Source organism: Acinetobacter gerneri DSM 14967 = CIP 107464 = MTCC 9824, assembly GCF_000368565.1.
GTDB classification, from domain to species: Bacteria; Pseudomonadota; Gammaproteobacteria; order Pseudomonadales; family Moraxellaceae; genus Acinetobacter; species Acinetobacter gerneri.
The window spans coordinates 238,756-259,771 of record NZ_KB849544.1 but is presented as its reverse complement, the minus strand read 5'-3'; the positions used below and the strand labels follow the sequence as shown (position 1 = coordinate 259,771).

General features: G+C 35.0%; 24 protein-coding genes. 15 read left to right on the top strand and 9 right to left on the bottom strand.

The features are described 5' to 3' along the window. The first annotated feature begins 23 nt into the window (after nt 1–23). The 5 genes from F960_RS12455 to F960_RS12435 are packed head-to-tail and all read left to right on the top strand — an operon-like array spanning nt 24 to nt 3,591. On the top strand, nt 24–653 hold the full coding sequence (locus F960_RS12455) for a 2'-5' RNA ligase family protein (protein WP_004865645.1): 630 nt from the start codon (nt 24–26) through the stop codon (nt 651–653). Then, nucleotides 650–1,171 carry a bifunctional adenosylcobinamide kinase/adenosylcobinamide-phosphate guanylyltransferase gene (cobU, locus tag F960_RS12450; RefSeq protein ID WP_004865644.1) on the top strand — a complete coding sequence of 174 codons (522 nt, stop codon included), beginning with the start codon at nt 650–652 and terminating at the stop codon, nt 1,169–1,171. The genes F960_RS12455 and cobU overlap by 4 nt, the downstream gene beginning before the upstream one ends. Beyond that, a complete protein-coding gene (gene cobT, locus F960_RS12445) occupies nt 1,168–2,220 on the top strand; it encodes a nicotinate-nucleotide--dimethylbenzimidazole phosphoribosyltransferase (RefSeq protein WP_004865642.1) in 1,053 nt (350 codons plus the stop codon). The genes cobU and cobT overlap by 4 nt, the downstream gene beginning before the upstream one ends. A gap of 22 nt (nt 2,221–2,242) precedes the next feature. Continuing rightward, on the top strand, nt 2,243–2,851 hold the full coding sequence (locus F960_RS12440; protein WP_004865641.1) for a histidine phosphatase family protein: 609 nt from the start codon (nt 2,243–2,245) through the stop codon (nt 2,849–2,851). Beyond that, nucleotides 2,848–3,591 carry an adenosylcobinamide-GDP ribazoletransferase gene (locus F960_RS12435; protein WP_004865639.1) on the top strand — a complete coding sequence of 248 codons (744 nt, stop codon included), beginning with the start codon at nt 2,848–2,850 and terminating at the stop codon, nt 3,589–3,591. Before F960_RS12440 ends, F960_RS12435 begins: the two co-directional genes overlap by 4 nt. Nucleotides 3,592–3,659: 68 nt before the next feature. Here F960_RS12435 and F960_RS12430 read toward each other — a convergent pair whose 3' ends face one another. From F960_RS12430 to F960_RS12420, 3 genes are all read right to left on the bottom strand, one after another. Next, entirely contained in the window at nt 3,660–4,385 is a 726-nt protein-coding gene (locus tag F960_RS12430) for a sulfite exporter TauE/SafE family protein (protein WP_004865638.1), read from the bottom strand. Nucleotides 4,386–4,528: 143 nt separating this feature from the next. Continuing rightward, the gene (locus tag F960_RS12425) at nt 4,529–5,224 is read right to left on the bottom strand and encodes an LrgB family protein (protein ID WP_004865636.1); all 696 of its coding nucleotides are present in this window, start codon (nt 5,222–5,224) and stop codon (nt 4,529–4,531) included. Between the two features lie 2 nt (nt 5,225–5,226). Next, complete coding sequence (locus tag F960_RS12420) at nt 5,227–5,667, bottom strand: CidA/LrgA family protein (RefSeq protein ID WP_004865634.1); 441 nt, start codon at nt 5,665–5,667, stop codon at nt 5,227–5,229. 100 nt (nt 5,668–5,767) lie between these two features. Here F960_RS12420 and F960_RS12415 point away from each other — a divergent pair, with 100 nt between their 5' ends. Beyond that, nucleotides 5,768–6,667, top strand: a complete 900-nt coding sequence (locus F960_RS12415) for a LysR family transcriptional regulator (RefSeq protein ID WP_004865631.1) — start codon at nt 5,768–5,770, stop codon at nt 6,665–6,667. Here the strand turns inward: F960_RS12415 and F960_RS22990 are convergent. Then, a complete protein-coding gene (locus F960_RS22990; RefSeq protein ID WP_004865629.1) occupies nt 6,658–7,173 on the bottom strand; it encodes a hypothetical protein in 516 nt (171 codons plus the stop codon). The genes F960_RS12415 and F960_RS22990 overlap by 10 nt on opposite strands. Nucleotides 7,174–7,485: 312 nt before the next feature. Next, a complete protein-coding gene (locus tag F960_RS12405; RefSeq protein WP_004865626.1) occupies nt 7,486–8,238 on the bottom strand; it encodes an HD domain-containing protein in 753 nt (250 codons plus the stop codon). Nucleotides 8,239–8,427: 189 nt separating this feature from the next. Between F960_RS12405 and F960_RS12400 the strand changes: the two genes are divergently transcribed. Beyond that, entirely contained in the window at nt 8,428–8,688 is a 261-nt protein-coding gene (locus tag F960_RS12400; protein ID WP_004865625.1) for a hypothetical protein, read from the top strand. 3 nt (nt 8,689–8,691) lie between these two features. Next, nucleotides 8,692–9,438 carry an ATPase gene (locus tag F960_RS12395; RefSeq protein WP_035373681.1) on the top strand — a complete coding sequence of 249 codons (747 nt, stop codon included), beginning with the start codon at nt 8,692–8,694 and terminating at the stop codon, nt 9,436–9,438. A gap of 39 nt (nt 9,439–9,477) precedes the next feature. On the opposite strand, the gene F960_RS12390 is transcribed toward F960_RS12395, so the two are convergent. After that, the gene (locus tag F960_RS12390) at nt 9,478–9,789 is read right to left on the bottom strand and encodes an ArsR/SmtB family transcription factor (protein ID WP_004865620.1); all 312 of its coding nucleotides are present in this window, start codon (nt 9,787–9,789) and stop codon (nt 9,478–9,480) included. An 81-nt stretch (nt 9,790–9,870) separates the two neighbouring features. Between F960_RS12390 and F960_RS12385 the strand changes: the two genes are divergently transcribed. From F960_RS12385 to F960_RS12375, 3 genes are read left to right on the top strand one after another with little or no spacing between them, the layout of a single operon-like run. Beyond that, nucleotides 9,871–10,284 (top strand): YeeE/YedE family protein, encoded by a 414-nt coding sequence (locus tag F960_RS12385; protein WP_004865619.1) that lies wholly within the window; start codon nt 9,871–9,873, stop codon nt 10,282–10,284. Between the two features lie 10 nt (nt 10,285–10,294). Further along, nucleotides 10,295–10,705 carry a DUF6691 family protein gene (locus tag F960_RS12380; RefSeq protein ID WP_004865618.1) on the top strand — a complete coding sequence of 137 codons (411 nt, stop codon included), beginning with the start codon at nt 10,295–10,297 and terminating at the stop codon, nt 10,703–10,705. 4 nt (nt 10,706–10,709) lie between these two features. Further along, nucleotides 10,710–11,582 carry an MBL fold metallo-hydrolase gene (locus F960_RS12375; RefSeq protein WP_004865617.1) on the top strand — a complete coding sequence of 291 codons (873 nt, stop codon included), beginning with the start codon at nt 10,710–10,712 and terminating at the stop codon, nt 11,580–11,582. A 53-nt stretch (nt 11,583–11,635) separates the two neighbouring features. Here the strand turns inward: F960_RS12375 and F960_RS12370 are convergent, their stop codons facing one another. Further along, the gene (locus tag F960_RS12370; protein WP_004865614.1) at nt 11,636–11,827 is read right to left on the bottom strand and encodes a hypothetical protein; all 192 of its coding nucleotides are present in this window, start codon (nt 11,825–11,827) and stop codon (nt 11,636–11,638) included. A gap of 977 nt (nt 11,828–12,804) precedes the next feature. On the opposite strand from F960_RS12370, the gene F960_RS12365 reads away from it, so the two are divergent. Further along, a complete protein-coding gene (locus F960_RS12365; protein WP_004855273.1) occupies nt 12,805–13,551 on the top strand; it encodes an IS5 family transposase in 747 nt (248 codons plus the stop codon). 983 nt (nt 13,552–14,534) lie between these two features. On the opposite strand, the gene F960_RS12360 is transcribed toward F960_RS12365, so the two are convergent. Continuing rightward, nucleotides 14,535–15,776, bottom strand: a complete 1,242-nt coding sequence (locus tag F960_RS12360; protein ID WP_004865613.1) for an MFS transporter — start codon at nt 15,774–15,776, stop codon at nt 14,535–14,537. A gap of 103 nt (nt 15,777–15,879) precedes the next feature. Then, on the bottom strand, nt 15,880–17,034 hold the full coding sequence (locus F960_RS12355; protein WP_004865611.1) for an acyl-CoA dehydrogenase family protein: 1,155 nt from the start codon (nt 17,032–17,034) through the stop codon (nt 15,880–15,882). 308 nt (nt 17,035–17,342) lie between these two features. Between F960_RS12355 and F960_RS12350 the strand changes: the two genes are divergently transcribed. The 3 genes from F960_RS12350 to F960_RS12340 all read left to right on the top strand — a co-directional run bounded on the left by F960_RS12350 (nt 17,343) and on the right by F960_RS12340 (nt 21,003). Further along, nucleotides 17,343–18,122, top strand: a complete 780-nt coding sequence (locus F960_RS12350; RefSeq protein ID WP_004865610.1) for an enoyl-CoA hydratase — start codon at nt 17,343–17,345, stop codon at nt 18,120–18,122. A gap of 121 nt (nt 18,123–18,243) precedes the next feature. Continuing rightward, a complete protein-coding gene (locus F960_RS12345) occupies nt 18,244–19,788 on the top strand; it encodes a 3-hydroxyacyl-CoA dehydrogenase (protein ID WP_004865609.1) in 1,545 nt (514 codons plus the stop codon). Nucleotides 19,789–19,800: 12 nt separating this feature from the next. Continuing rightward, a complete protein-coding gene (locus F960_RS12340; protein ID WP_004865608.1) occupies nt 19,801–21,003 on the top strand; it encodes a 3-oxoadipyl-CoA thiolase in 1,203 nt (400 codons plus the stop codon). The last annotated feature ends 13 nt before the right edge of the window (nt 21,004–21,016 follow it).

Genomic DNA, 21,016 nt, shown 5'->3' with positions numbered 1-21,016 from the left:
ACTGATTTTATGTGAAATAAACTGTGTTTTTACAACCTGCAAGCAACGTTATTGCAACTACAGCTCGTGACTATCCAGAGTGGCATCATGGCAGAAATAATTTTGCATTATGGTATATAGAAATTGATAATATTCATTTGATTAATCATTTGAATCATCTTAGAAATTTATTTTCAGATCTGCTTTATCAACCCAATACTCGACAGTTTCATATTAGTCTATTTATCTGTGGTTTTTTAACAGATGGGGCTAAGTTTTTTGATGATGATTTTGAACAAAAGCAATTACAACAACAAAGATTCAAACTCCAAAATTCTGCTCTAACTTCATTTAAATTAAAAATCAAGCAAGTGAATAGTTTTAGTAGTGCACTTTTTGTTGAGGTTGAAGATCCATCAGGATCTCTAAATAAAATACGTGAAATATTGATTGAAGATGCAAATGAAATTGCCGCTTTGAACTATTGTCCGCATATTACACTTGGGTTGTATCATTCTGATACAGAAAGTGATGTTGTACTTAAGCGTATTGAACAAGTTGAAAATATCAATTTTAGTGTAGAAATTAATGAAATAATATTTGGTACCTATCAGGCAAATACCTTGCAAGGGCCATTATTTCCAAAAGACCATATTCAATTAGGTGTTGCATGATTCAACTGATATTAGGTGGAGCACGTTCTGGCAAAAGTCGTTTAGCTGAAACGATCGCCAAAGATTCAAATCTTGATGTGAGCTATATCGCGACAGCACAAGTTTTGGATGATGAAATGCAAGTTCGTGTCGAGCATCATCAATTACAACGCTCTGATCATTGGACATTGATTGAAGAGCCACTTTATTTAGCGGAAAAATTGATTGAAATAGATCGTGAAAATCACTTGATCTTAGTGGATTGTTTAACACTTTGGATGAGTAATCTTCTACTCGATACACGCCAAGAATTACAGCAAGTTGAATGTGAAAAACTATTAGGCACACTAAAAATACTTAAATCTGAAATTATTTTAGTGAGTAATGAAACGGGGCTCGGCGTGGTCCCTATGGGACAAATCAGTCGAAAATTTGTTGATGAATCTGGACGATTACACCAACAATTAGGTCAAATAGCAGATAAAGTCACATTCTGTGTGGCAGGTTTTCCAATGGTTTTAAAAGGTGAAAAAGCATGAGTTGGTTCTTGGAAAAATGTAAAGCTGTAGATGAAAATGCAAAGGCGCAGGCTGAAGCACGACAATTACAGTTAACAAAACCAACAGGATCTTTATCAGAGTTAGAAAATATCGCGGTGCTTTTAGCGAGTTTGCAAGGTACAGCAAGACCAGAGATACCCCATCCTTGGATCAGTATTTTTGCAGGCGATCATGGCGTAATGGAAGAAAATATCTCCGCATATCCTCAAGCGGTTACTCGACAAATGCTGCAAAATTTTGCCACAGGCGGTGCTTGTATTAGTGTAATTGCCAAGCAATATGGCGCAACTTTACAAGTCGTGGATTGTGGTTCTGTGGGTGATATTTATGATTATCAAGGTGTAGAACGTCATTGTATTATGCCAGGTACGCATAACTTTGCCAAAATGCTAGCGATGAATGAGGAGCAATGTCTTGCCGCTTTAGCACTAGGTAAAGAGAGTGTTGAGAAAGCATTTTCCGATCATGCTTCAATTTTTGTTGCGGGTGAAATGGGGATCGGCAATACCTGTTCAGCTTCTGCGGTTGCTTGTTTTCTATTAAATGAAAATGCTGAAAAGTTGACAGGTGTTGGTACGGGTATTCGTGCTGAGCAATTAAATCACAAGAAAAATATCATAAATAATGCTATTCAATTACATTCTGAATATGTGAAAGATGATGCATTTAAAGCACTTTGTGCCGTTGGCGGTTTAGAAATCGCAGCGATGACAGGTGCTTATATCCGCTGCGCGCAGTTAGGCATGCCGATGGTCGTTGATGGCTTTATTAGTTCAGTCTCTGCTTTGGTTGCGACTAGACTCAATCCAGAAGTTCGTCAATGGATGTTATTTGGACACCAATCAGCTGAATATGGTCATGTGCGACTATTGGAAGCACTTGGTGCTGAAGCTATTTTGAAATTAAACATGCGCTTAGGTGAGGGAAGTGGCGCAGGTGCTGCGCTTGGTGTTATTAGCTTAGCCTGCAGTTTACACAATAATATGGCAACCTTTGCTGAGGCTGCGGTGATTGGTGAAAAAGTTTAAATATCACGGGGTATTAAGTTAGATGCTACTTCGAATTGATCTGCTACGTCATGGAGAAACTCAATTAGGTCACACTTTACGTGGTTCGACTGATGATGCGTTGACTGAGCTGGGCAAAAAACAAATGCATATTGCCTTAGAACAGTCAATTCAAAATCCTGTGCAATGGAATGTGATTTTTACATCACCTTTACAACGTTGCAATGCATTTGCACAGCAGATAGCAGATCAATATCATTTACCCATCTATCAAAATGTCAATCTTAAAGAGATGCATTTTGGTGAATGGGAAGGGATAGCGATAGCTGAGATTTATCAACATTCACCTGAACTTTTAGCCAATTTTTGGCAGTTTCCAACACGTTTCACTCCGCCAAAAGGTGAATCATTATTTGATTTTCGCGATCGTATCTTAAGCGCTTTAAAAGAAATTCAAATTGTTGCAACGAAATACAATGCGAATCAAGTATTGATTGTGACGCATGGTGGTGTAATTAAGCTTTTAAAATGTTTAGCAATGCAAAAACCACTAGATGATATTTTAAAGATGGGTGCGGAATTAGCTCAACTGAATACGTTATATTTAACAGAAAATCTAGAGTTAAAACTCACTGAGGAAACTGTAAAATGACACCTTTTCTCATTGCATTACAGTTTTTGACAACATTTCCAATTCAACTTAAATCCATGCCGACAAAACAACAAAATGCGCAGTCTTTGTTGTTTTACCCCTTTATTGGTTTATTGATTGGTGGAATATTATTTGCGATTGCTTTTTCACTTCAAGCCTTACCGATTATTTTACTTTCATCTATCGTTTTAGTTGTTTGGATTTGGCTTACAGGTGGCTTACATCTCGATGGTCTGGCTGATACTGCTGATGCTTGGGTTGGAGGCTTTGGTGATCGTGAACGTACGCTTACGATTATGAAAGATCCCGCGTGTGGACCTATCGGAGTATTGAGTTTAATTATAAATTGTGTACTCAAATGGTCTGCAATTTATGTATTATTATCACAAAAACAATATATTGCATTGCTTATTTTTCCGATTTTTGGACGTCTTGTTCCATTATTTCTATTCTTAACCACTCAATATGTTCGTGAAAAAGGTTTAGGTTCATCTATTGCCAAATATATTCCAAAAAAGATGGCTACTGCTGTTTTGATCATAGGATTAAGTTGCGGTATATATTTTTTATGGCAAGGGATAATTACGATCATTATCATGTGCGTAGTCATGTTATTTTTGCGTCATAAATTTATACAAAGGATTGGTGGTGTAACCGGTGATACCATAGGTGCAGCTATTGAAATAATTGAAACAACGAGTCTTTTAAGTTTTATTATATTGGGTTTCTATATAATATAAAATAGAGTAGGTACATTCAGTTTTTTAGCATATTTCCCTATCTCTTTTTTACTGCATTTCCTGAGATTTTAATGGAAATATGCTTCCCAAAGCATCGAGCATCCTGCTAAAAGTAACATCGCATCAATTGCTAGATTAAATGTTTTTTCAGACATTTTAAGCACAAATGATTTACCTAAATAATTACCCACCATGAGTGAGCAACCAACTGCTACACCAGCAATTAATATATCTTTTTGTAAAACGCCTAGCGCACCAAATGTTAAACTTTTCGTGAAATATATCGCAAATGAAGCAGCTGCTTCCGTCGCTAATAAAGCACCTTTAGTAAGTCCAAAACCACTAAATACAGGTAAAAGCAGTGGACCTGTTGAAAAAACTACACCTGTGATATAGCCTAAAATACCGCCAATGATGACCATCTGCCAGTTTTTGATTGTTAACTGATGGCGTTTAGTATATCTGCGGATCGGTATTAAAACTAAAAAAAACAGTCCAATACAGATATTTGAAAGTGTGGCTGGCATTATCCAGAGTGTTTTAGCCCCGAGTACTGTTGCAGGTATTCCCAGACTGGTAAACAGTAAAAAGGCTTTAATATTGAGCTGTTTTCGCCATAAGATAACACGTGAAATATTTCCCATAATAGAGGCAATCGCCATAATAGGAACAGCCAGTTTTGCACCAAAAATATAGGCCAAGATAGGCAATAATATAATCGATGAACCTGTGCCGACTACACCACTGATCATCCCAGAAACAATACCGATTAGGGCAAGTGCAATATAGATCATCAATATTTCCAATGAGATATAAACGATCTAAAAAGTCTAAAACTTTTATAGAGCAGTGGGAAATTTTCTTTCAAAATATTCGTTATATGAAATTGCGAGAATTTGTTGCATTTTCATATAATAATATCTATTAAAAATAGAGATTAAGCCAAAGTAAAAACGATCATGTGTACCATAAAAGGTCCTACAAGTACCATGAATATTCCAGCAAGAACCATGGTTAAACTCGCAATAACCCCTTCCTCACGATGACGACTATAGGCTTTTGACGTACCAAATCCATGCGCAGCATTGCCAAGTGATGCGCCAAGTGCAAAATGTGATTTTAAACGTATTCCACCTAAAACTACGTCACCAATAACCATGCCGATAATGCCTGTAATCATGGTAAATAAAATCACAAGATCTACAGATCCGCCGACATGTTGTGTAAGCTCCATCGCAAATGGTGTGGAAATGGAGCGAGCCATGAGGCTATAAGTTGTTGATTTGTCGAAATGAAACATTTCTGCTAAATAAAATGAACTGAGCATGCCAGCAAACATACCAAAAAAAATACCCATGCTGATTGCAATGATATGTTCTTTGATAATGCTACGATATTCATAAATAGGGATAGCAAAAGCAACGGTTGCAGGTCCTAACATCCAAACGATCCATTGACTATCATGCATATAAGTATCATAAGGAATTTGTGCACTTATCATGATAATAATCAACACAGTTGATGATAAAATTGCGGGAGATAGCAATAAATATGGATATTTTTTATGTATTCTTTTCGCCATAAAATAAGCAAGCAGAGTACCGATAAAACATAAAATTGAGAGCCAAGCCATGATCATTCTCCAGCTTGATGAATATGATGTGAAGTGCGATGCAGATTTTTTAATTTTTCTTCGATTTTAAAACCAAAATATACGCTGAATGCAGTGATAACCATCACACAAATTGTACCAATCACAACGGATAGAACGAGTTCCCAACCCTCTGTAACCAATAGATTTTTATATTTAACCAAACCTACCATACATGGGATAAAGAATAGGACAAGCTCTCCCAAGATAAAATCTGATCCAGTTTTAATCCATTCTAACTTGAATATTCCTGTTAATAATCCAATTAAAACCATGAATAAACCAATCACAGCTCCAGAAACTGGCGCGTGAAAAAATTGCTGTAAAACTGAGCCGATCCACCAGAATAATGTTAGTAGACCGACTTGTATGAGTATCCTAGCAATCTGATTAGCTTTTGAAGAATAACTTAATGGAACTGACATTTTGCAACAGCTTAATTTTGAAGACAGCTTATTTTAATGCTGATATTTATGTTAAATTATGAATAATTTAATTAAAATTATTCTTTATAGGAATAATATTGTGGATTTAAGAAGCCTTAAAGTCTTTGTTGAAATTGTTCAGTGCCGAAGTTTTAGTCTAGCGGCTGAGCATTTGTATATGACTCAGCCTACGATTAGTAAATCAATCAATAGCTTGGAAGAGGAGTTGGGCACTGCGCTATTTAAAAAAGGTGAGGCTGGTAGAAAGCGTGAAGTTACACTTACATATACAGGCGAGCTTATTTATCAGCATGCTTTAAAGATGCTATCTGAGCAACGTGATATTTATGAAACTATCGCTCAGGTACAATCATTAAAAAAAGGTAAACTGACTTTAGGATTGCCACCTTTAGGTTCGGTTTTATTTAGTTCACTTATTGCACTTTTCCATAAAAAATATCCAGATATTCAACTCAATTTTTTAGAAGTTGGGGCAAATAGTATCGAAGAAGCGATTGCTGATAAAAGTATAGATGTCGGTGTGCTTTTAGGTAATTTAAGACCTATTTTTTCATCCATTCCTGTGGTCGATTCTCCGATGTGCTTACTTTCAATTAAAGCATCGCATTGGCGAAATAGAGATACCGTTTCAATGATAGAATTAAAAGAGGAATCATTTTTACTTTTTTCTGATACTTTTACATTGAATAATATGATTATAAAAGCTGCAAATTCTGTCGGTTTTGAGCCAAATGTAGTGTGCAAAAGTAGCCAATGGGATTTCATTGCAAAAATGATTGAATCAAATATGGGGGTGGCATTGTTGCCGCAAATCTACTGTGAGCAATTGGATTTAAACAAATATAATATTTCAAAACTTGAACAGCCAAATTTAAATTGGAAACTTAGTATGGCTTGGAATACGACGGTCGCGATGAGCCCAGCAACACGTGCATGGTTAAATATCGTAGAACAAAATCAGCATCGTATTCATTTTTGATCATCAAGCCAATGAGTGATTTTATCTACTATTTCATTTGGCTTTTTGATCCAAGCACTGTGTTGGTTTCCTTCAATTTGAGTACTTAAATCTAAAGCTAATATTTGAGGATCTTTAAAATATTGACTCAATCCTAGCGTGGAGCTTAAAGGTGCAAAATCATCTTTTTCGAGTGATATAAATAAGGCTTGATTTGATGAAATGGAATCTATTTTAAGAATATGCTTATAGTTTCCTGTGAAAATTGTTTTGCTCCAATCTCTCATCAGTGTTTTTGCTTCTTTATAACCAAAACCGATCTTATATCCAGCAAAATAACCATCTTTTAAAATCATTAAATTGATGATTGTGGCAACTTTTAAAATATTTATTTTACCCAGAGCATTCCAATATTTTAGTCCAATATTACCCGTTGCAATGCCAATCACTTTAATTACTTTTTGCTGCGCATATAAAGTGGCTAAATGACCACCCAAACTATGACCAAAAATTGTGAGATTTGGCATGTTTTTTTCTATCGCAATTTGATGTAAAGAGGGAATAAAATCGTTGATTAGATCGAGATAACCATAGTCAAAGGTTTTAGAAACACTTGGAGTATTTCGCCCACAACCTGGCTAGTCTGCACATATAATATTAATTTTATTTTCACATAATATTTCTATTAATTTCTGATATTTACTAAGTGCTACGCCCAAAGCTGGAAGAAGAATCACGGTATTTTTATTTGATGAATCATAGAAAATATCAACTAAAATAGACGTCTTATTTTGGAAATTTATCATTTTTTCTAAATACATTATTTATTCTCCGAAAGCTTATTCTTTAAAAAAAGAAAATGAAATCATGATGTTCATACCGAGTTTCTGTAAAACTGCGGCTCTAGAATTTGGATGTTTTGTGATTTCATGCTGCATAAGTTGTTTAAATTGTGAGTTAAAATTTTCTCTGGGGTATTGTTTTAAAAGTTGATTTTGAAAATTTTGACCAATAAGATTTAAATCTGTGCCGATCACATCACATGAAGTTGCTTTCTGTAGCAATAAAACTTCTTTTGTTAGGTTGCTATCTTTTTCATTCAATATTCCATTCATATGTAAGCAAATTGCATTTGAAATATTGGCTGTTTTAATCTCGTTATATTGATGTTTTTCACATAATTGTTCAGCACGTAATGCACTTTCATAAGTAAAGCATTGGCAGCCTGAAAATTCATCTTTGTGATCAACCAAAGCAATATCGTGTAGCAGGCAAGCAAGTGCCAATTCCTCAATATCATATTTCCAATTTTTATGCGCTGCGATCGCAATACTCCAAAACAAGCAGCGCCATGAATGATTGATAATCGCGGTATTTTGAGTATGTTCTAATGTCGCTATAGCATTTTTTATAATATTTGAATCGGGAAGTTGCACAGTTTTTATATCGAGAGAGCTTGGGGCAGATGCCTTAACTTTTGATTTAGCATAGCTCAAACTTATTGGAAAAATTATTTGATTTATAAATTTAATTTTTTCAATAAATGTAAGATTTCCTGCATTTATATTCATCCATTCTCTCGATCCAATCATCTCACACCTCTTTTTTTTAAAATTAGAGTAATTACTCTAATTTAATTATGCATATAAAATATACAAAGGCAAGTCATACTGAAACAAGAAATAACGCGAGGGTAATCATGAAAAAATAGACAAAATTTGTACTTATGCTATGATAAAAATCAGATATTTAATCCATTAAGTTTTGGTAAAGAGGTTTATATGACAACCTATACTGTGATGAAAACAAATATGCGTGATGAGGCTATTATTCCAAAACTCGCAATTGATTCATTTCGCCAAGCTTTTGCAGATGCTGTATCATCTGATATTCCTGTTGTATTTGTTTCTAAAGAAAAAATAATAGAAAAACAAGCAGATGGTAAGATGATTGAACTCAAAAATGTCAGTCAGGCTTATGTCATTCCAGAGCTTAAACATACTGTTTTAAAACGTAAAGTGAAGCGTGGGGTTTTCGCTTAAGGAATGACAATCCCTAGAATTCGAATGTTTGCTGGACCAAATGGATCTGGTAAAAGTACTATAAAAGAATACCTTCCACCTCATCAAATAGGGGCTTATCTAAATGCTGATGAGTTAGAAAAGGTACTGGTACAAACACAAATCGTTGATTTAAAAAGTTATCATCCTAAACTTTCATCCAATGATTTAATTCAATTTTTAAATCAAAAAAAACGTAAAAAAAATAACCACACTATTCCATTACTTTATAGCTCGCCTGATCTCATAAATGATGCAAAGATTAGATTTGAACAGCAGGAAATAGATTCTTATTTGGCTGCAAGAATTATTGATTTTATTCGATTTGAGTTTTTAAGATTAAAAATTAGTTTTACATTTGAAACAGTGATGTCACACGAGAGTAAAATTGAATTTTTAAAGCAAGCTCGAGAACATGGTTTCAGAACCTATCTGTATTATGTTGCTACTGTTGACCCATTAATTAATATTGGACGCGTGAATTATCGTGTGAATAGTGGTGGTCATAATGTACCTGAACAGAAAATTCGTGAACGTTATTATCGAAGTTTAGATTTACTTATGTCAGCTATTGAAGTATCAAATCGTGCATATATTTTTGATAATTCAACGGATGGTCAAAGTGCATCGTTTATTGCAGAAATTGAAAATGCAGATATCTTGAAAATAAATCCAGCAGTAGAAAAATTTCCTAAATGGTTTGTCGATAAAGTATTGATTGAATATAGCTAGATTTTTTCACAGTGGATCTAAATAAGTCTGCAAAAAGGCTTAATTTTTACAATATAGTTCATATAAAGATTGCATTAAATTCAATATTTTATGATCCAAAATTGAATAATAAATTAACTTTCCTTCACGGCGTGTTGTTAGCAAATTTCCATTTCTCAAGATAGTTAATTGCTGTGATAACGTCGGTTGAGTAATTTGGGTTTGCTGCTCAATATTTTTTACATGTAATTCCCCATCTTTCAAAATACATAGTATTTTCAAACGATCGGGATTTGATAGGAGTTTTAATAGATCAGACACTATAACTATTTTTGAAAAATCTATTTCAAATTCAATATTTTGCTTAATCATGATATCTATCTAATAAAAAAATGGTTGAATGATTAAAAATATTATATATTATTAATAAGTATATTGTATAGAGATTACACAATGAATGACATACTATATGCCTTGCTCGGAGGGGCAATATTAGGTTTGGCTGTCGTAGGCTACCTTTTTGTAAATGGCAGAATCGCAGGAATTAGTGGCTTGATCGCCCAAGTACTCAATCCTCAAACGATTTTCAAAACGCCAGCACTTTGGTTTATGTTGGGGCTCATTGTAGTGCCATTTAATTATGGAATATTCAATCAACCCAAAATCGAGATGTTATCTAGTCCATTAACATTAAGTATCGCAGGGTTACTTGTTGGCTTTGGTACTCGTTTAGGTTCTGGCTGTACCAGTGGGCATGGTATTTGTGGGATGAGTCGGCTTTCAAAAAGATCAATTGTAGCAACAATGACATTTATGCTTGCTGGATTTATCACTGTATTTATCACAAAACATTTGCTCGGTTTATAGGTGAAAACGGATGAAAAATATATTTGCATTTATCTTTGGTGGATTGTTTTCTATCGGTTTAATGATATCGGGTATGTCAAATCCAGGAAAAGTGATTGGCTTTTTGGATTTATTTGGTCAGTGGGATCCTAGTCTTGCTTTTGTAATGATTGGTGCAATCTTAGTGGCATTTATCCCTTTTCAAAAAGCGATCCGTAAACCTAAAACCATTTTCAATGAAAAAATCGAATTGCCAAATAACAATGAAATTGATAAGAAACTGATTACAGGGGCTTTTATTTTTGGTGTAGGCTGGGGAATTGCTGGTATTTGTCCAGCTCCGGCATTTACATTGATTGGTTTAGGGTATTACCAAGCACTCTATTTTATTATTGCAATGTTGGCAGGAGTACTCATCCATCGGAAAATATTTGGGGCATAATCCTATGATTAATCAAGCAATGATCAAAGAGTTTTTTGATGAGAATAGTAATACGTTTAGTTATGTAGTGGTTGATCCTTCAACAAATATCTGCGCAATTATTGATAGCGTTTTGGATTATGATGCTGCATCAGCTACAACTTCAACAGAACATGCTGATCAGATTAAATCATTTATTCTTGAAAATAATTATACTGTTGAATGGATTTTAGAGACACATGTTCATGCGGACCATCTTACTGCATCCCAATACTTAAAAGGAGAGTTGGGTGGTAAGGTCGCTATGAGTAAAAAGATCTCAATTGTGCAAGAAACTTTTAGTCAAATTTATCATATAGATAGTAAATATTTTAATTCACATCAATCGTTTGATTATCTATTTGAAGATGGGGAGCAATTTAAAATTGGCCAATTGGATGCCTTTAATATACCTACGCCAGGACATACGCCAGCTTGTTTAAGCTATGTGATCGCAAATGCTGTTTTTGTCGGGGATACGTTGTTTATGCCTGATTATGGTACGGCGAGATGTGATTTTCCAAAAGGTAGTGCGAGTCAACTTTATGATTCAGTTCAAAAATTATTTGAACTTTCAGATGATACAAAAGTGTATTTGTGTCACGATTATTTGCCAGAGCATCGTGAAAAATATCAGTTTTTGACGGATATTAAGACGCAAAAACAAAGTAATATTCATATCCATCAAGGCATTGAGAAAATTCAATTCATAGCAATGCGCGAAAAACGAGATGCAACTTTATCTATGCCGAAATTGATTTTGCCATCCATTCAAATCAATATGGATGCAGGACATTTTCCTGCACCAGAAGAGAATGGAATACGTTATTTGAAATTACCGCTAAATTATTTTAAATAGTTTCTAATAATAAAAAAGCGCTCGATTTGAGCGCTTTTTTGATGAATTTTAGATTAAAAATCAAGTGTGATCGGTTCTTTATAAAATAGAACAGCACATAGAATTGGCACTGCAAAAGTTGGGAGTAGTGACAAAATCCAGAACTCAACATGATTTGCTGGCATCATGAAATTTGAAAAAATAAACCCTAACACAAGTACAGCAACCAAAATTCCCGCAAATTGAATAAAAAATTTTGTAAGCATCGTATTGCTCCTCATTTAAAAAAGTACAAATATTTCAATCTAAAAGATTTATCCAAAAACAAAATTTCTAAAATCTATAGTGGACTTCATTTTGAAAAGTTGCAACATTTCTATGCAATTATTTCTATCCAATTATCCTAAAATTATTTTAGAAAAAGTGTGAACTGTGACACATAAAATATTATTATTCATCAAAAAGTTAAAAAAACTTATGAGCATCTTCTGAGATCAAAAAAGTCTTCTAAAAAATAAGTATTTTTTTAATTTTTTTTCAAAAAATACTACACTTTTAACATAAAGTGGGGTAGAATTGATCCCATATTAAATCACACTAAGTTATAAATGTGTGATTTCAGTTTTACAGCCTGATCTTCCCCAAGATCAGGTTTTTTTTATGCTAAAAAAATATTTCTATAATTATATGTATTTTATTTCATCATTAGGATTCATGAAGATGAGCAATGAAATGAATTGTCTAAAAATATTTACTTTATTTATTTTTAAAATTTAATAATAAAAACAGTATGTTATATTTGCATTTTCTATTAAAAAGAGCCCTCGAAAGGGCTCTTTTTACCTAAAAAATTAAAAATGAAGAGTAAAACTCTGCATATAAATAGAGTAAATAAATTTCACTCTATTACATGTTTGAATATGGAATATTCAATACATGTCTGGTGATTTGCAAAGATGCAAATGAATTAAAAAATAAGTGAAATATCTCATGTAGTTTATAGGATGATTTCAGTTATATGAAAACTAGAATTTGTCTAAAATAGTACTCTGCATTTTATTTTTTATGCAGAATATTATTTTGCATAGCGGTATTTTAACGCAAATTATGTTAACAATAAAGTTTTAAATTCCAATATTAAGTATGTAATATTTCCTTATAAATTAGGGTCTGTTGACATTTGTTGCCTAAAAAAATAGCGAGATAGTAAAATTAAATCGCCAAACCCAATTTTACCCCCGCTATGCCTCGTACAATGCTGAATGATCAACACTGGTCTAAGTTACTTTCTATTTTCCGTCACTTTAATATTTATCTCAAACTAAATTTAAGAAATTTTATCGAAGCTATTCTATTTCGTATCAGAACAGGTTGTCCTTGGAGAGATTTACCTCAAGAATTTGGTAAGCCAAACTCTATCTTTAAGAAATACAATCGTTGGTCTAAAAATGATAAGTTTATGAATATTTTTAAATTATTTAGTAAACATGCTGATAAAGAATGGATATTTATTGATGGTAGCCACGTACGGGCACACCAGCATTCTTCAGGTATTAATAATCAAGATATTTCCAAAAGTATCGGTGGTAATAGTTCAAAAATACATTTAGCAGTTGATTCTAATGGTAATCCCATTGAGTTTATTATTTCAGATGGAACTTCCCATGATATTAAGATAGCCCCTGATCTGGTATCAAAATTAGATTTAACTGAATCAGAAATATTATGTGCTGATAAAGGTTATGACTCAGACAACTTCAGGACTCAAATTGAGCAAACAAAAACTAAGTCAAATATTCCTAGAAAATCAAACACTAAGTCTAACAATGATCATATGGATTGGCATATCTATAAAATCAGGCACTTAGTTGAGAATTCATTCTGTAGGTTAAAACAATTTAGAGGAATTTCAACTCGATATGACAAGCTAAAGCGTAATTATCAAAGTGCTGTCGCTCTTGCTTGTATATTTATTTGGTTACCATTGTAGGTTAAGTTCCATACTGCAAATGTCAACACACCCTAATTTCAACTTGATATTTTTATCATAGTTTGGTTCGGCATAAATCAATTTAGTGATTCTTATTTTAATGAGATATAGCATGAATAAGCATATAAATTTTTATTTGATAAAGTATGAGAATAATTAATTATATTTAAAAGCTTCTAATTTTAAATCGATCAAAATAATTGATCCATTATGTTATTTCATGATTTAAATATTTTTTAAACTTTACATCTTCTTCAAAGAACTTTATGGCTAAAAGTAAAGTGGCTTTTAATTTTTAACGTATATTTTTTAAGCAATAGTCTGAGATAAGATAACTAATTTTTTTAGTTTAAAGTTTTATCTATTTTAAATAGAAATATATTAAGTTATTGAAATTTGACTTATTTTTTATCTATGCTATGGTTGTTCTCTATCCAATATGCATGCCTTAGCTAATTTTTTGGATAATGGCTAGCTGTGAGTGCCAAATAACCTCAGCAATAAGTAATGAGTTGCCTAAATTGCTCAGGTACTTATGGACATTGGGAAAGACCAAATTCAATCCGTCCATGTGTGGCGGGTTTTTTAATCTTGATCTGTAGAGGGAGAGTAATGTTTAAATCAATTCAACAATTATTCTGCCAGCATCATTTCATTCATTATGAAACCAAACATTTATTTGTCGCTGAATGTCTGAAATGTGGCATAAAATTTCCAACTTAAATATCCAGTATTGAGTAAATCTATTTATATAATCAAATAGATTTACTCAAAATATTACGATCTTTTTCCTACAAAAAATAAAGCTTAAATTTGCCTGATGTTATTTGAAGTTTTTAACTCAAGATATAGAATAGCTGTTTTTCATTTGATTTTATAAAGAGCAAAATAAAGTAATTTTTAAAATAATAGTTAAAATCTATAAATCATAAAAAAGAGCCTCATATAGAGACTCTTCATTCAGCATTTAATTCACGATTCGATTAATCGGCTTTTTGTGGATCGTACATTTTTTCTTTGATAAATAATGCAGGAATTACACCACAAATAAAGTAAGCAGCACCCATTACAAGGAAACCAAGACCGATTGATCCGCCTGAAGCTAAGAATCCAATTGTCGCAGGTGCAATTGCAGCACCTAAACGTCCTACGTTGTATGCACCACCAATTGCGGTACCACGGATAGAAGTTGGGAAACTTTCTGTCATATAGGTAGCATTGACACCGTAAGGGATCCCGTAAAGGAAGCCAAAAACAACCAATAAATACAAGATATTTTCTGGCGTATTATAGAACACAATTAACGGTAAAAAGATTGCAGTTCCGATTGCACCAAATGCATAGGTAAAACGGCGCCCCAATTTATCAGCCATAAAGCCAGCCAGTACTTTACCCAAAATCATTGCAGTATAAGTACCCACCATGTAGGCAGTCATTTCTTTGAATTTCATCCCCAATTCACTTTCGAGGTATGAAGGCATCCAGTTGTTGACACCATAATAGCCAAACTGCAAAAATCCTGCGGTTAACGCCCACAAAATAAACATATTTCTGTTACGTTTATCTTGGAAAATTGTTTTAAATACAGAATCTTGTTGTTTTTCAACTTGAGAAGGTTGTAGTGTGCGAGATGTTTGCCATGCTTCAGGTTCTGGCACTAAAAAGTGCATTAAAACAGCCATAATAATCGGTAATGCTGCAACATAAAAAAGCATACGCCAACCATGGTCAGGGATAATCCATCCTGCAAGTAAAGTAGCGACAATATAACCAACCGTCCAACCTGCCTGTAAAGTGCCCAAGACTGTTGTGCGGTATTTGGTTGGTACATATTCTGCCATGAGTGTGTTACAGGCGATATAAAGTGAACCTAAACCGAGTGAGGCAAAAAATCGTAAGATACCAAATTCAAGAAAACTATGTGTCAATCCTAAGCCACAAGTTAAAATGGAAAATGTTAAAATAGAAATAACCACGATGCGCACGCGACCAAATTTGTCACAAGCCCATCCGCCAAAAATACCACCAATCGCCATACCTGCAAGAGTAAAGCTACCGAGCATACCAGCTTCAACAGAACTTAAACCAAATTCGGCTTTGATACTATTTAAGCTATAAGAAAGCAGCATTAAATCTGCGCCATCTACGAGGAGTGCTAAAAAAGCAAATAAAAATGCAATTTTCCAAGTGTTTGGAGAAATTGTCTTTGTCAGAGTTACAGCCATATTCCTTTACCACCAAATCTTAAATCAGCAATCAAGTCGATTTATATTTTTCAAATATTCCCCGAAATATGAATCGACTTGTTTTTTCCTCAAATTGCCAATTTTATTGAGAGATCTCGCGAATCATATTGCGAGCGATAATTACTTGTTGAATTTGTGTTGTGCCTTCATATAGACGGAATAAACGTACATCACGGTAGAAACGTTCAATTGAATATTCACTGATATAACCCGCACCACCATGAATTTGCACACAACGATCTGCGACACGGCCACACATTTCTGTAGCGAACATTTTTGCGCAAGAGGCTTCTGTGCTCACATTTTTGCCTGCATCACGTTGTTTTGCTGCATCAATAACCATACATTTTGCAGCATAGATTTCTGCTTTTGAGTCAGCCAACATACCTTGAATCAATTGGAAGTTTGCAATCGCTTGACCAAATTGTTTACGCTCAACAGCATAGTGGAGGGCATCATCGAGCATACGTGTTGCAGCACCAACGCTGAGAGCTGCAATATGAATACGACCTTTATCTAGGACTTTCATTGCAGTTTTAAAACCGACACCTTCTACACCACCAATTAATGCTGAGGCTGGAACTTTGCAGTTTTCAAAGATTACGTCACAAGTATGCGCACCTTTTTGTCCCATTTTTTTGTCACGTTTACCGAGTGAAATCCCAGCTGTTTGACTATCAACGATAAATGCTGAAATACCGCCAGCACCTTTAATTTCAGGATTAGTGCGTGCCATAACAGTAAATGCACCCGCATGCGGAGCATTGGTAATAAAACGTTTAGTACCGTTTAGAATATAAAAGTCACCGTCTTTCACTGCTGTTGTTTTTAATGATGCAGCATCAGAACCCGAGTCAGGTTCTGTGAGACAGAATGAGCCAATGATTTCACCGCGAGCAAAGCGAGGTAAGAAGAATTGTTTTTGCTCTTCCGTTCCATCAATGATGATACCGCTTGAGCCGATGCCATTATTTGTGCCAATTAATGAACGAAATGCAGGAGAAGTACGACCTAGTTCAAATGCAATATAAACTTCTTCTTCCATAGTAAGACCCAAACCTTCATATTGTTCAGGAATGGTCAAACCAAAAAGCCCCAGTTCTTTCATTTGTTGTACGATTTCGGCAGGAATTTCGTCTGTTTCAGCGACTTGTTCTTCATTTGGAATAAGTACACCTTCGACAAACTGACGAATCATATCAACCAATTGATCTAATGTTTCCTGATCTCGAATCATATATAGCTCCTTGTGAGGCTTTCACAAATTTTTAAGCAATTGTTTGGAAAATGATCCAAAACTATGCATTTAACATCTAATTTAAACGGATACTAATCAAAAAAAATCAATAAAACAATATTTTTAAAAATAAATACCGCATAGCGATACTTTATTTTTATTGTTGTATTTTTTAATACATTGAAATTAAACGAATTTGTAATAATAGATCGTAATATCATCTTTTAGTATGAGAAAAAACCCTTTTATTTTTATCAAAAACTAAGATATATTGATTTTAAAGTACCGCTATGCGAAATGAGCTGATTATGGAAAACAATCAAGTATTAAAATTAACAATACAGGACAATGCTGTTGCAATCATCGAATTACAGCGTCCAGAAGCAAGGAATGCACTCAATCTAGAACTCCGTCAAGCACTGTCCACAACGTTTCAAGAACTTTCAAAAAATGAAAATGTACGTGCGATTGTATTAACTGGCGGTGAGAAAGTTTTCGCAGCAGGCGCGGATATTAAAGATTTTACCACTGCAACAACTTCGGAAATGTATCTGCGTCATACTGAGCAATATTGGCAGAGTATTGTGGATTGTCCGAAACCGATCATTGCAGCAGTGAACGGCTATGCCTTGGGCGGTGGCTGTGAGCTTGCGATGCATGCAGACATTATTATTGCTGGTTCAAATGCAAAGTTTGGTCAGCCAGAGGTTAAGCTTGGTTTGATGCCTGGTGCGGGTGGTACCCAGCGTTTGTTACGTGCGATCGGAAAATTCCAAACCATGTTAATGGTCTTGACTGGAAAAATGATCGAAGCAGCTGAAGCTAAACAAATGGGCTTGGTTTCGGAAGTTGTCGAATCAGAACAAACGATTGCGCATGCTTTAGAAATTGCTGCAAATATTGCCGCATTATCTCCAATTGCTGTACAGCAAATCAAAGAAGTGACCAATTTAGGTCAGGATATGTCATTACAAAGTGCATTAACTTTAGAACGTAAAGCATTTCAACTTTTATTTGATACACAAGACCAAAAAGAAGGTGTAAATGCCTTTTTTGAAAAGCGTCCAGCAAATTATCAAGGGAAATAATCAAACTTCTTTATAAAAAGAGCGTGATTATTCGTCATTATTTCTGTGATGATTCATTTAAATATGCAATGAACAATACAGATAAAATGTTGTGAAAATATAAGGTAAATTGGAGAATAAAATGGCAATTCAAACAATGGCACTGGTAGGCACTGGCGTAATGGGAATGGGGATTGCCCAAATTGCTGCACAATCAGGTGTTCAGGTATTGCTTTTTGATGCACGGGAAGGTGCAGCGACAACAGGTAAAGCAAATCTCAAACAAACTTTAGAAAAATTACAAGCAAAAGGTAAATTAAGCGCTTCAGACGTTGAGCAAACTTTGCAGCGTTTGGTGGTTTTAGACACGATTGAGCAGATTAAAGAAGCTGATTTGGTGATCGAGGCGATCATTGAAAATCTGGAAATTAAACAAAAATTGTTTAAACAGATTGAAAGTATAGTGTCAAAAGAGACTATTTTAGTTTCAAATACTTCTTCTCTTTCCGTGACCGCTTTAGCTGCTGCGTGTGAACATCCAAATCGTATTGCAGGATTCCATTTCTTCAATCCAGTTCCTTTGATGAAAATTGTTGAAGTGATCGCAGGTTTGGCGACAGATGAACCTGTCATCGCAGAACTATTGACTTTTGCCAAATCGATGGGGCACTTGGGGGTAAGAACCAAAGATACGCCTGGATTTATTGTGAACCATGCAGGGCGTGCCTATAGTACTGAAGGTCTTAAAATCTTGTCAGAAGGTGTCACTTCTGTCAGTGAAGTAGACCGAATTTTACGTGAAGGTGCAGGCTTTAGAATGGGGCCTTTAGAGCTATTTGATTTGACAGCTTTGGATGTTTCGCATCCAGTTATGGAGTCAATCTACAATCAGTTTTATCAAGATCCACGCTATCGTCCAAATCCATTAACACGCCAAATGCTCAGCGCAGGTCATGTTGGGCGTAAAGTGGGTCAAGGCTTTTATAAATATGTAGATGCTAAAAAAACCAATGAAGAAGCTGCACAAGCTGTCCCAAATGTAGCTATTTTCGATAAAGTCTGGATTGGTTCTGACTTAAATCATGATGCTGAAATTCTCAAAAATTACTTGAATCAGCAAGGTATTGAACTTGACGATGCTGAAGAGCCAAGTAAAGAAAGTTTGTGTATCTTGGCGACTTATGGTGAAGATACCACTACAGCTGCGCTACGTTTTGGGCTAAATGCACAACATGTCGTTGCGATCGATATGCTGACTGATTTCGCTCGTCATCGTACAGTGATGCCTTCATTAATAACAGAGCAACATTATATAGATCAAGCACATGCAATTTTTGCCAAAGATCAAACTGGCGTGAGCGTGATCAATGAAAGCGTCGGCTTTGTGGCACAGCGAACTTTGGCAATGATCATCAATTTGGCTTGTGATATCGCACAACAACAAATTGCAACTGCTTCTGATATTGATCAGGCTGTAAAACTCGGTTTGGGTTATCCATTTGGACCATTATCATGGGGAGATCATTTGGGTACTGATCGTATTTTATTGATTTTAGAAAGAATCAGTGCCATTACTTTGGATCCACGCTATCGTCCAAGCCCATGGTTGCAACGTCGAGCTGCTTTAGGTCTATCGCTATTATTTTCAAAAAACAATGCTGTAAATCACAATATTACTCAAGCTTAAGGAAGGCAAAAAATGTTAAATGCATATATTTATGACGGTTTAAGATCAGCATTTGGTAAACATGGTGGTGCATTGGCATCCGTTCGTCCAGATGATTTAGCAGGTGCTGTTATCAAGGCATTGATTGAAAAAACAAATTTACCTATTGATGCAGTTGATGATGTTATTTTAGGTAATACCAATCAAGCGGGTGAAGATAGCCGAAATGTTGCACGTCACGCGGTTTTATTGGCAGGTTTAGATGTTAAAACACCAGCACAAACCGTAAACCGTTTATGTGCAAGTGGCTTGGGTGCTGTGATTGATGCTGCTCGCGCCATCACTTGTGGTGAAGGAGATATTTACATCGCAGGCGGTGTGGAAAGCATGTCACGTGCACCATTTGTTACGGGCAAAGCCGAAAGTGCTTACAGCCGTGATGTAAAAGTTTTTGATTCAACGATCGGAGCACGTTTTCCAAACAAAAAAATTGAAACTGCTTTTGGCGACGATACCATGCCAAAAACAGGTGATAATGTAGCTGTAGAATTTGGAATTTCACGTGAACAAGCAGATGAATTTGCACTTTCTTCACAGCATAAATATCAAAAAGCGCAAGAGTCAGGTTTTTTTGTTGAAGAAATTACCCCTATCTCTGTTTCACAAGGTAAAAAATTACCACCGCTTGAAATTAAAGAAGATGAGCATCCACGTGCGAACAGCAAAATTGAGTCATTAACCAAACTTAAACCTTTATTTGAAGGTGGTGTGGTTACAGCAGGTAATGCATCTGGTGTAAATGATGGTGCTGCAGCATTGATTATTGGTTCGGAAGCTGCTGAAAAAGTGATTGGGAAAAAACCAATTGCAAAAATTTTAGCTTCAGCAGCAATGGGGATTGAGCCTCGTATCATGGGAGCAGGTCCAATCGAGGCGATTAAATTAGCATTAAAACGTGCCAACTTAAGCCTAGATGATATGGATATTATTGAAATAAATGAAGCATTTGCCTCACAAGTTTTGTCTTGTCTAAAAGGACTAAATGTTGAGTTTAATGACCCACGTGTAAATCCAAATGGTGGTGCGATCGCAGTTGGACATCCTTTAGGTGCATCTGGTGCCCGTTTGACATTGACTGTAGCTCGCGAATTGCAACGTCAACAGAAAAAATATGCGGTAATTAGTTTGTGTATCGGTGTGGGTCAAGGTTTAGCAATGGTGATTGAGCGCGTTTAATACGTGCTTTTTC

Bases quoted from the DNA above. Each gene is read 5' to 3' on its own strand.
- cobU (WP_004865644.1), top strand. From the start codon at position 650: ATGATTCAACTGATATTAGGTGGAGCACGTTCTGGCAAAAGTCGTTTA.
- cobT (WP_004865642.1), top strand. From the start codon at position 1,168: ATGAGTTGGTTCTTGGAAAAATGTAAAGCTGTAGATGAAAATGCAAAG.
- F960_RS12440 (WP_004865641.1), top strand. From the start codon at position 2,243: ATGCTACTTCGAATTGATCTGCTACGTCATGGAGAAACTCAATTAGGT.
- F960_RS12435 (WP_004865639.1), top strand. From the start codon at position 2,848: ATGACACCTTTTCTCATTGCATTACAGTTTTTGACAACATTTCCAATT.
- F960_RS12430 (WP_004865638.1), bottom strand. From the start codon at position 4,385: ATGATCTATATTGCACTTGCCCTAATCGGTATTGTTTCTGGGATGATC.
- F960_RS12425 (WP_004865636.1), bottom strand. From the start codon at position 5,224: ATGGCTTGGCTCTCAATTTTATGTTTTATCGGTACTCTGCTTGCTTAT.
- F960_RS12420 (WP_004865634.1), bottom strand. From the start codon at position 5,667: ATGTCAGTTCCATTAAGTTATTCTTCAAAAGCTAATCAGATTGCTAGG.
- F960_RS22990 (WP_004865629.1), bottom strand. From the start codon at position 7,173: ATGCCAAATCTCACAATTTTTGGTCATAGTTTGGGTGGTCATTTAGCC.
- F960_RS12405 (WP_004865626.1), bottom strand. From the start codon at position 8,238: ATGATTGGATCGAGAGAATGGATGAATATAAATGCAGGAAATCTTACA.
- F960_RS12400 (WP_004865625.1), top strand. From the start codon at position 8,428: ATGACAACCTATACTGTGATGAAAACAAATATGCGTGATGAGGCTATT.
- F960_RS12395 (WP_035373681.1), top strand. From the start codon at position 8,692: ATGACAATCCCTAGAATTCGAATGTTTGCTGGACCAAATGGATCTGGT.
- F960_RS12390 (WP_004865620.1), bottom strand. From the start codon at position 9,789: ATGATTAAGCAAAATATTGAATTTGAAATAGATTTTTCAAAAATAGTT.
- F960_RS12385 (WP_004865619.1), top strand. From the start codon at position 9,871: ATGAATGACATACTATATGCCTTGCTCGGAGGGGCAATATTAGGTTTG.
- F960_RS12380 (WP_004865618.1), top strand. From the start codon at position 10,295: ATGAAAAATATATTTGCATTTATCTTTGGTGGATTGTTTTCTATCGGT.
- F960_RS12375 (WP_004865617.1), top strand. From the start codon at position 10,710: ATGATTAATCAAGCAATGATCAAAGAGTTTTTTGATGAGAATAGTAAT.
- F960_RS12370 (WP_004865614.1), bottom strand. From the start codon at position 11,827: ATGCTTACAAAATTTTTTATTCAATTTGCGGGAATTTTGGTTGCTGTA.
- F960_RS12365 (WP_004855273.1), top strand. From the start codon at position 12,805: ATGCCTCGTACAATGCTGAATGATCAACACTGGTCTAAGTTACTTTCT.
- F960_RS12360 (WP_004865613.1), bottom strand. From the start codon at position 15,776: ATGGCTGTAACTCTGACAAAGACAATTTCTCCAAACACTTGGAAAATT.
- F960_RS12355 (WP_004865611.1), bottom strand. From the start codon at position 17,034: ATGATTCGAGATCAGGAAACATTAGATCAATTGGTTGATATGATTCGT.
- F960_RS12350 (WP_004865610.1), top strand. From the start codon at position 17,343: ATGGAAAACAATCAAGTATTAAAATTAACAATACAGGACAATGCTGTT.
- F960_RS12345 (WP_004865609.1), top strand. From the start codon at position 18,244: ATGGCAATTCAAACAATGGCACTGGTAGGCACTGGCGTAATGGGAATG.
- F960_RS12340 (WP_004865608.1), top strand. From the start codon at position 19,801: ATGTTAAATGCATATATTTATGACGGTTTAAGATCAGCATTTGGTAAA.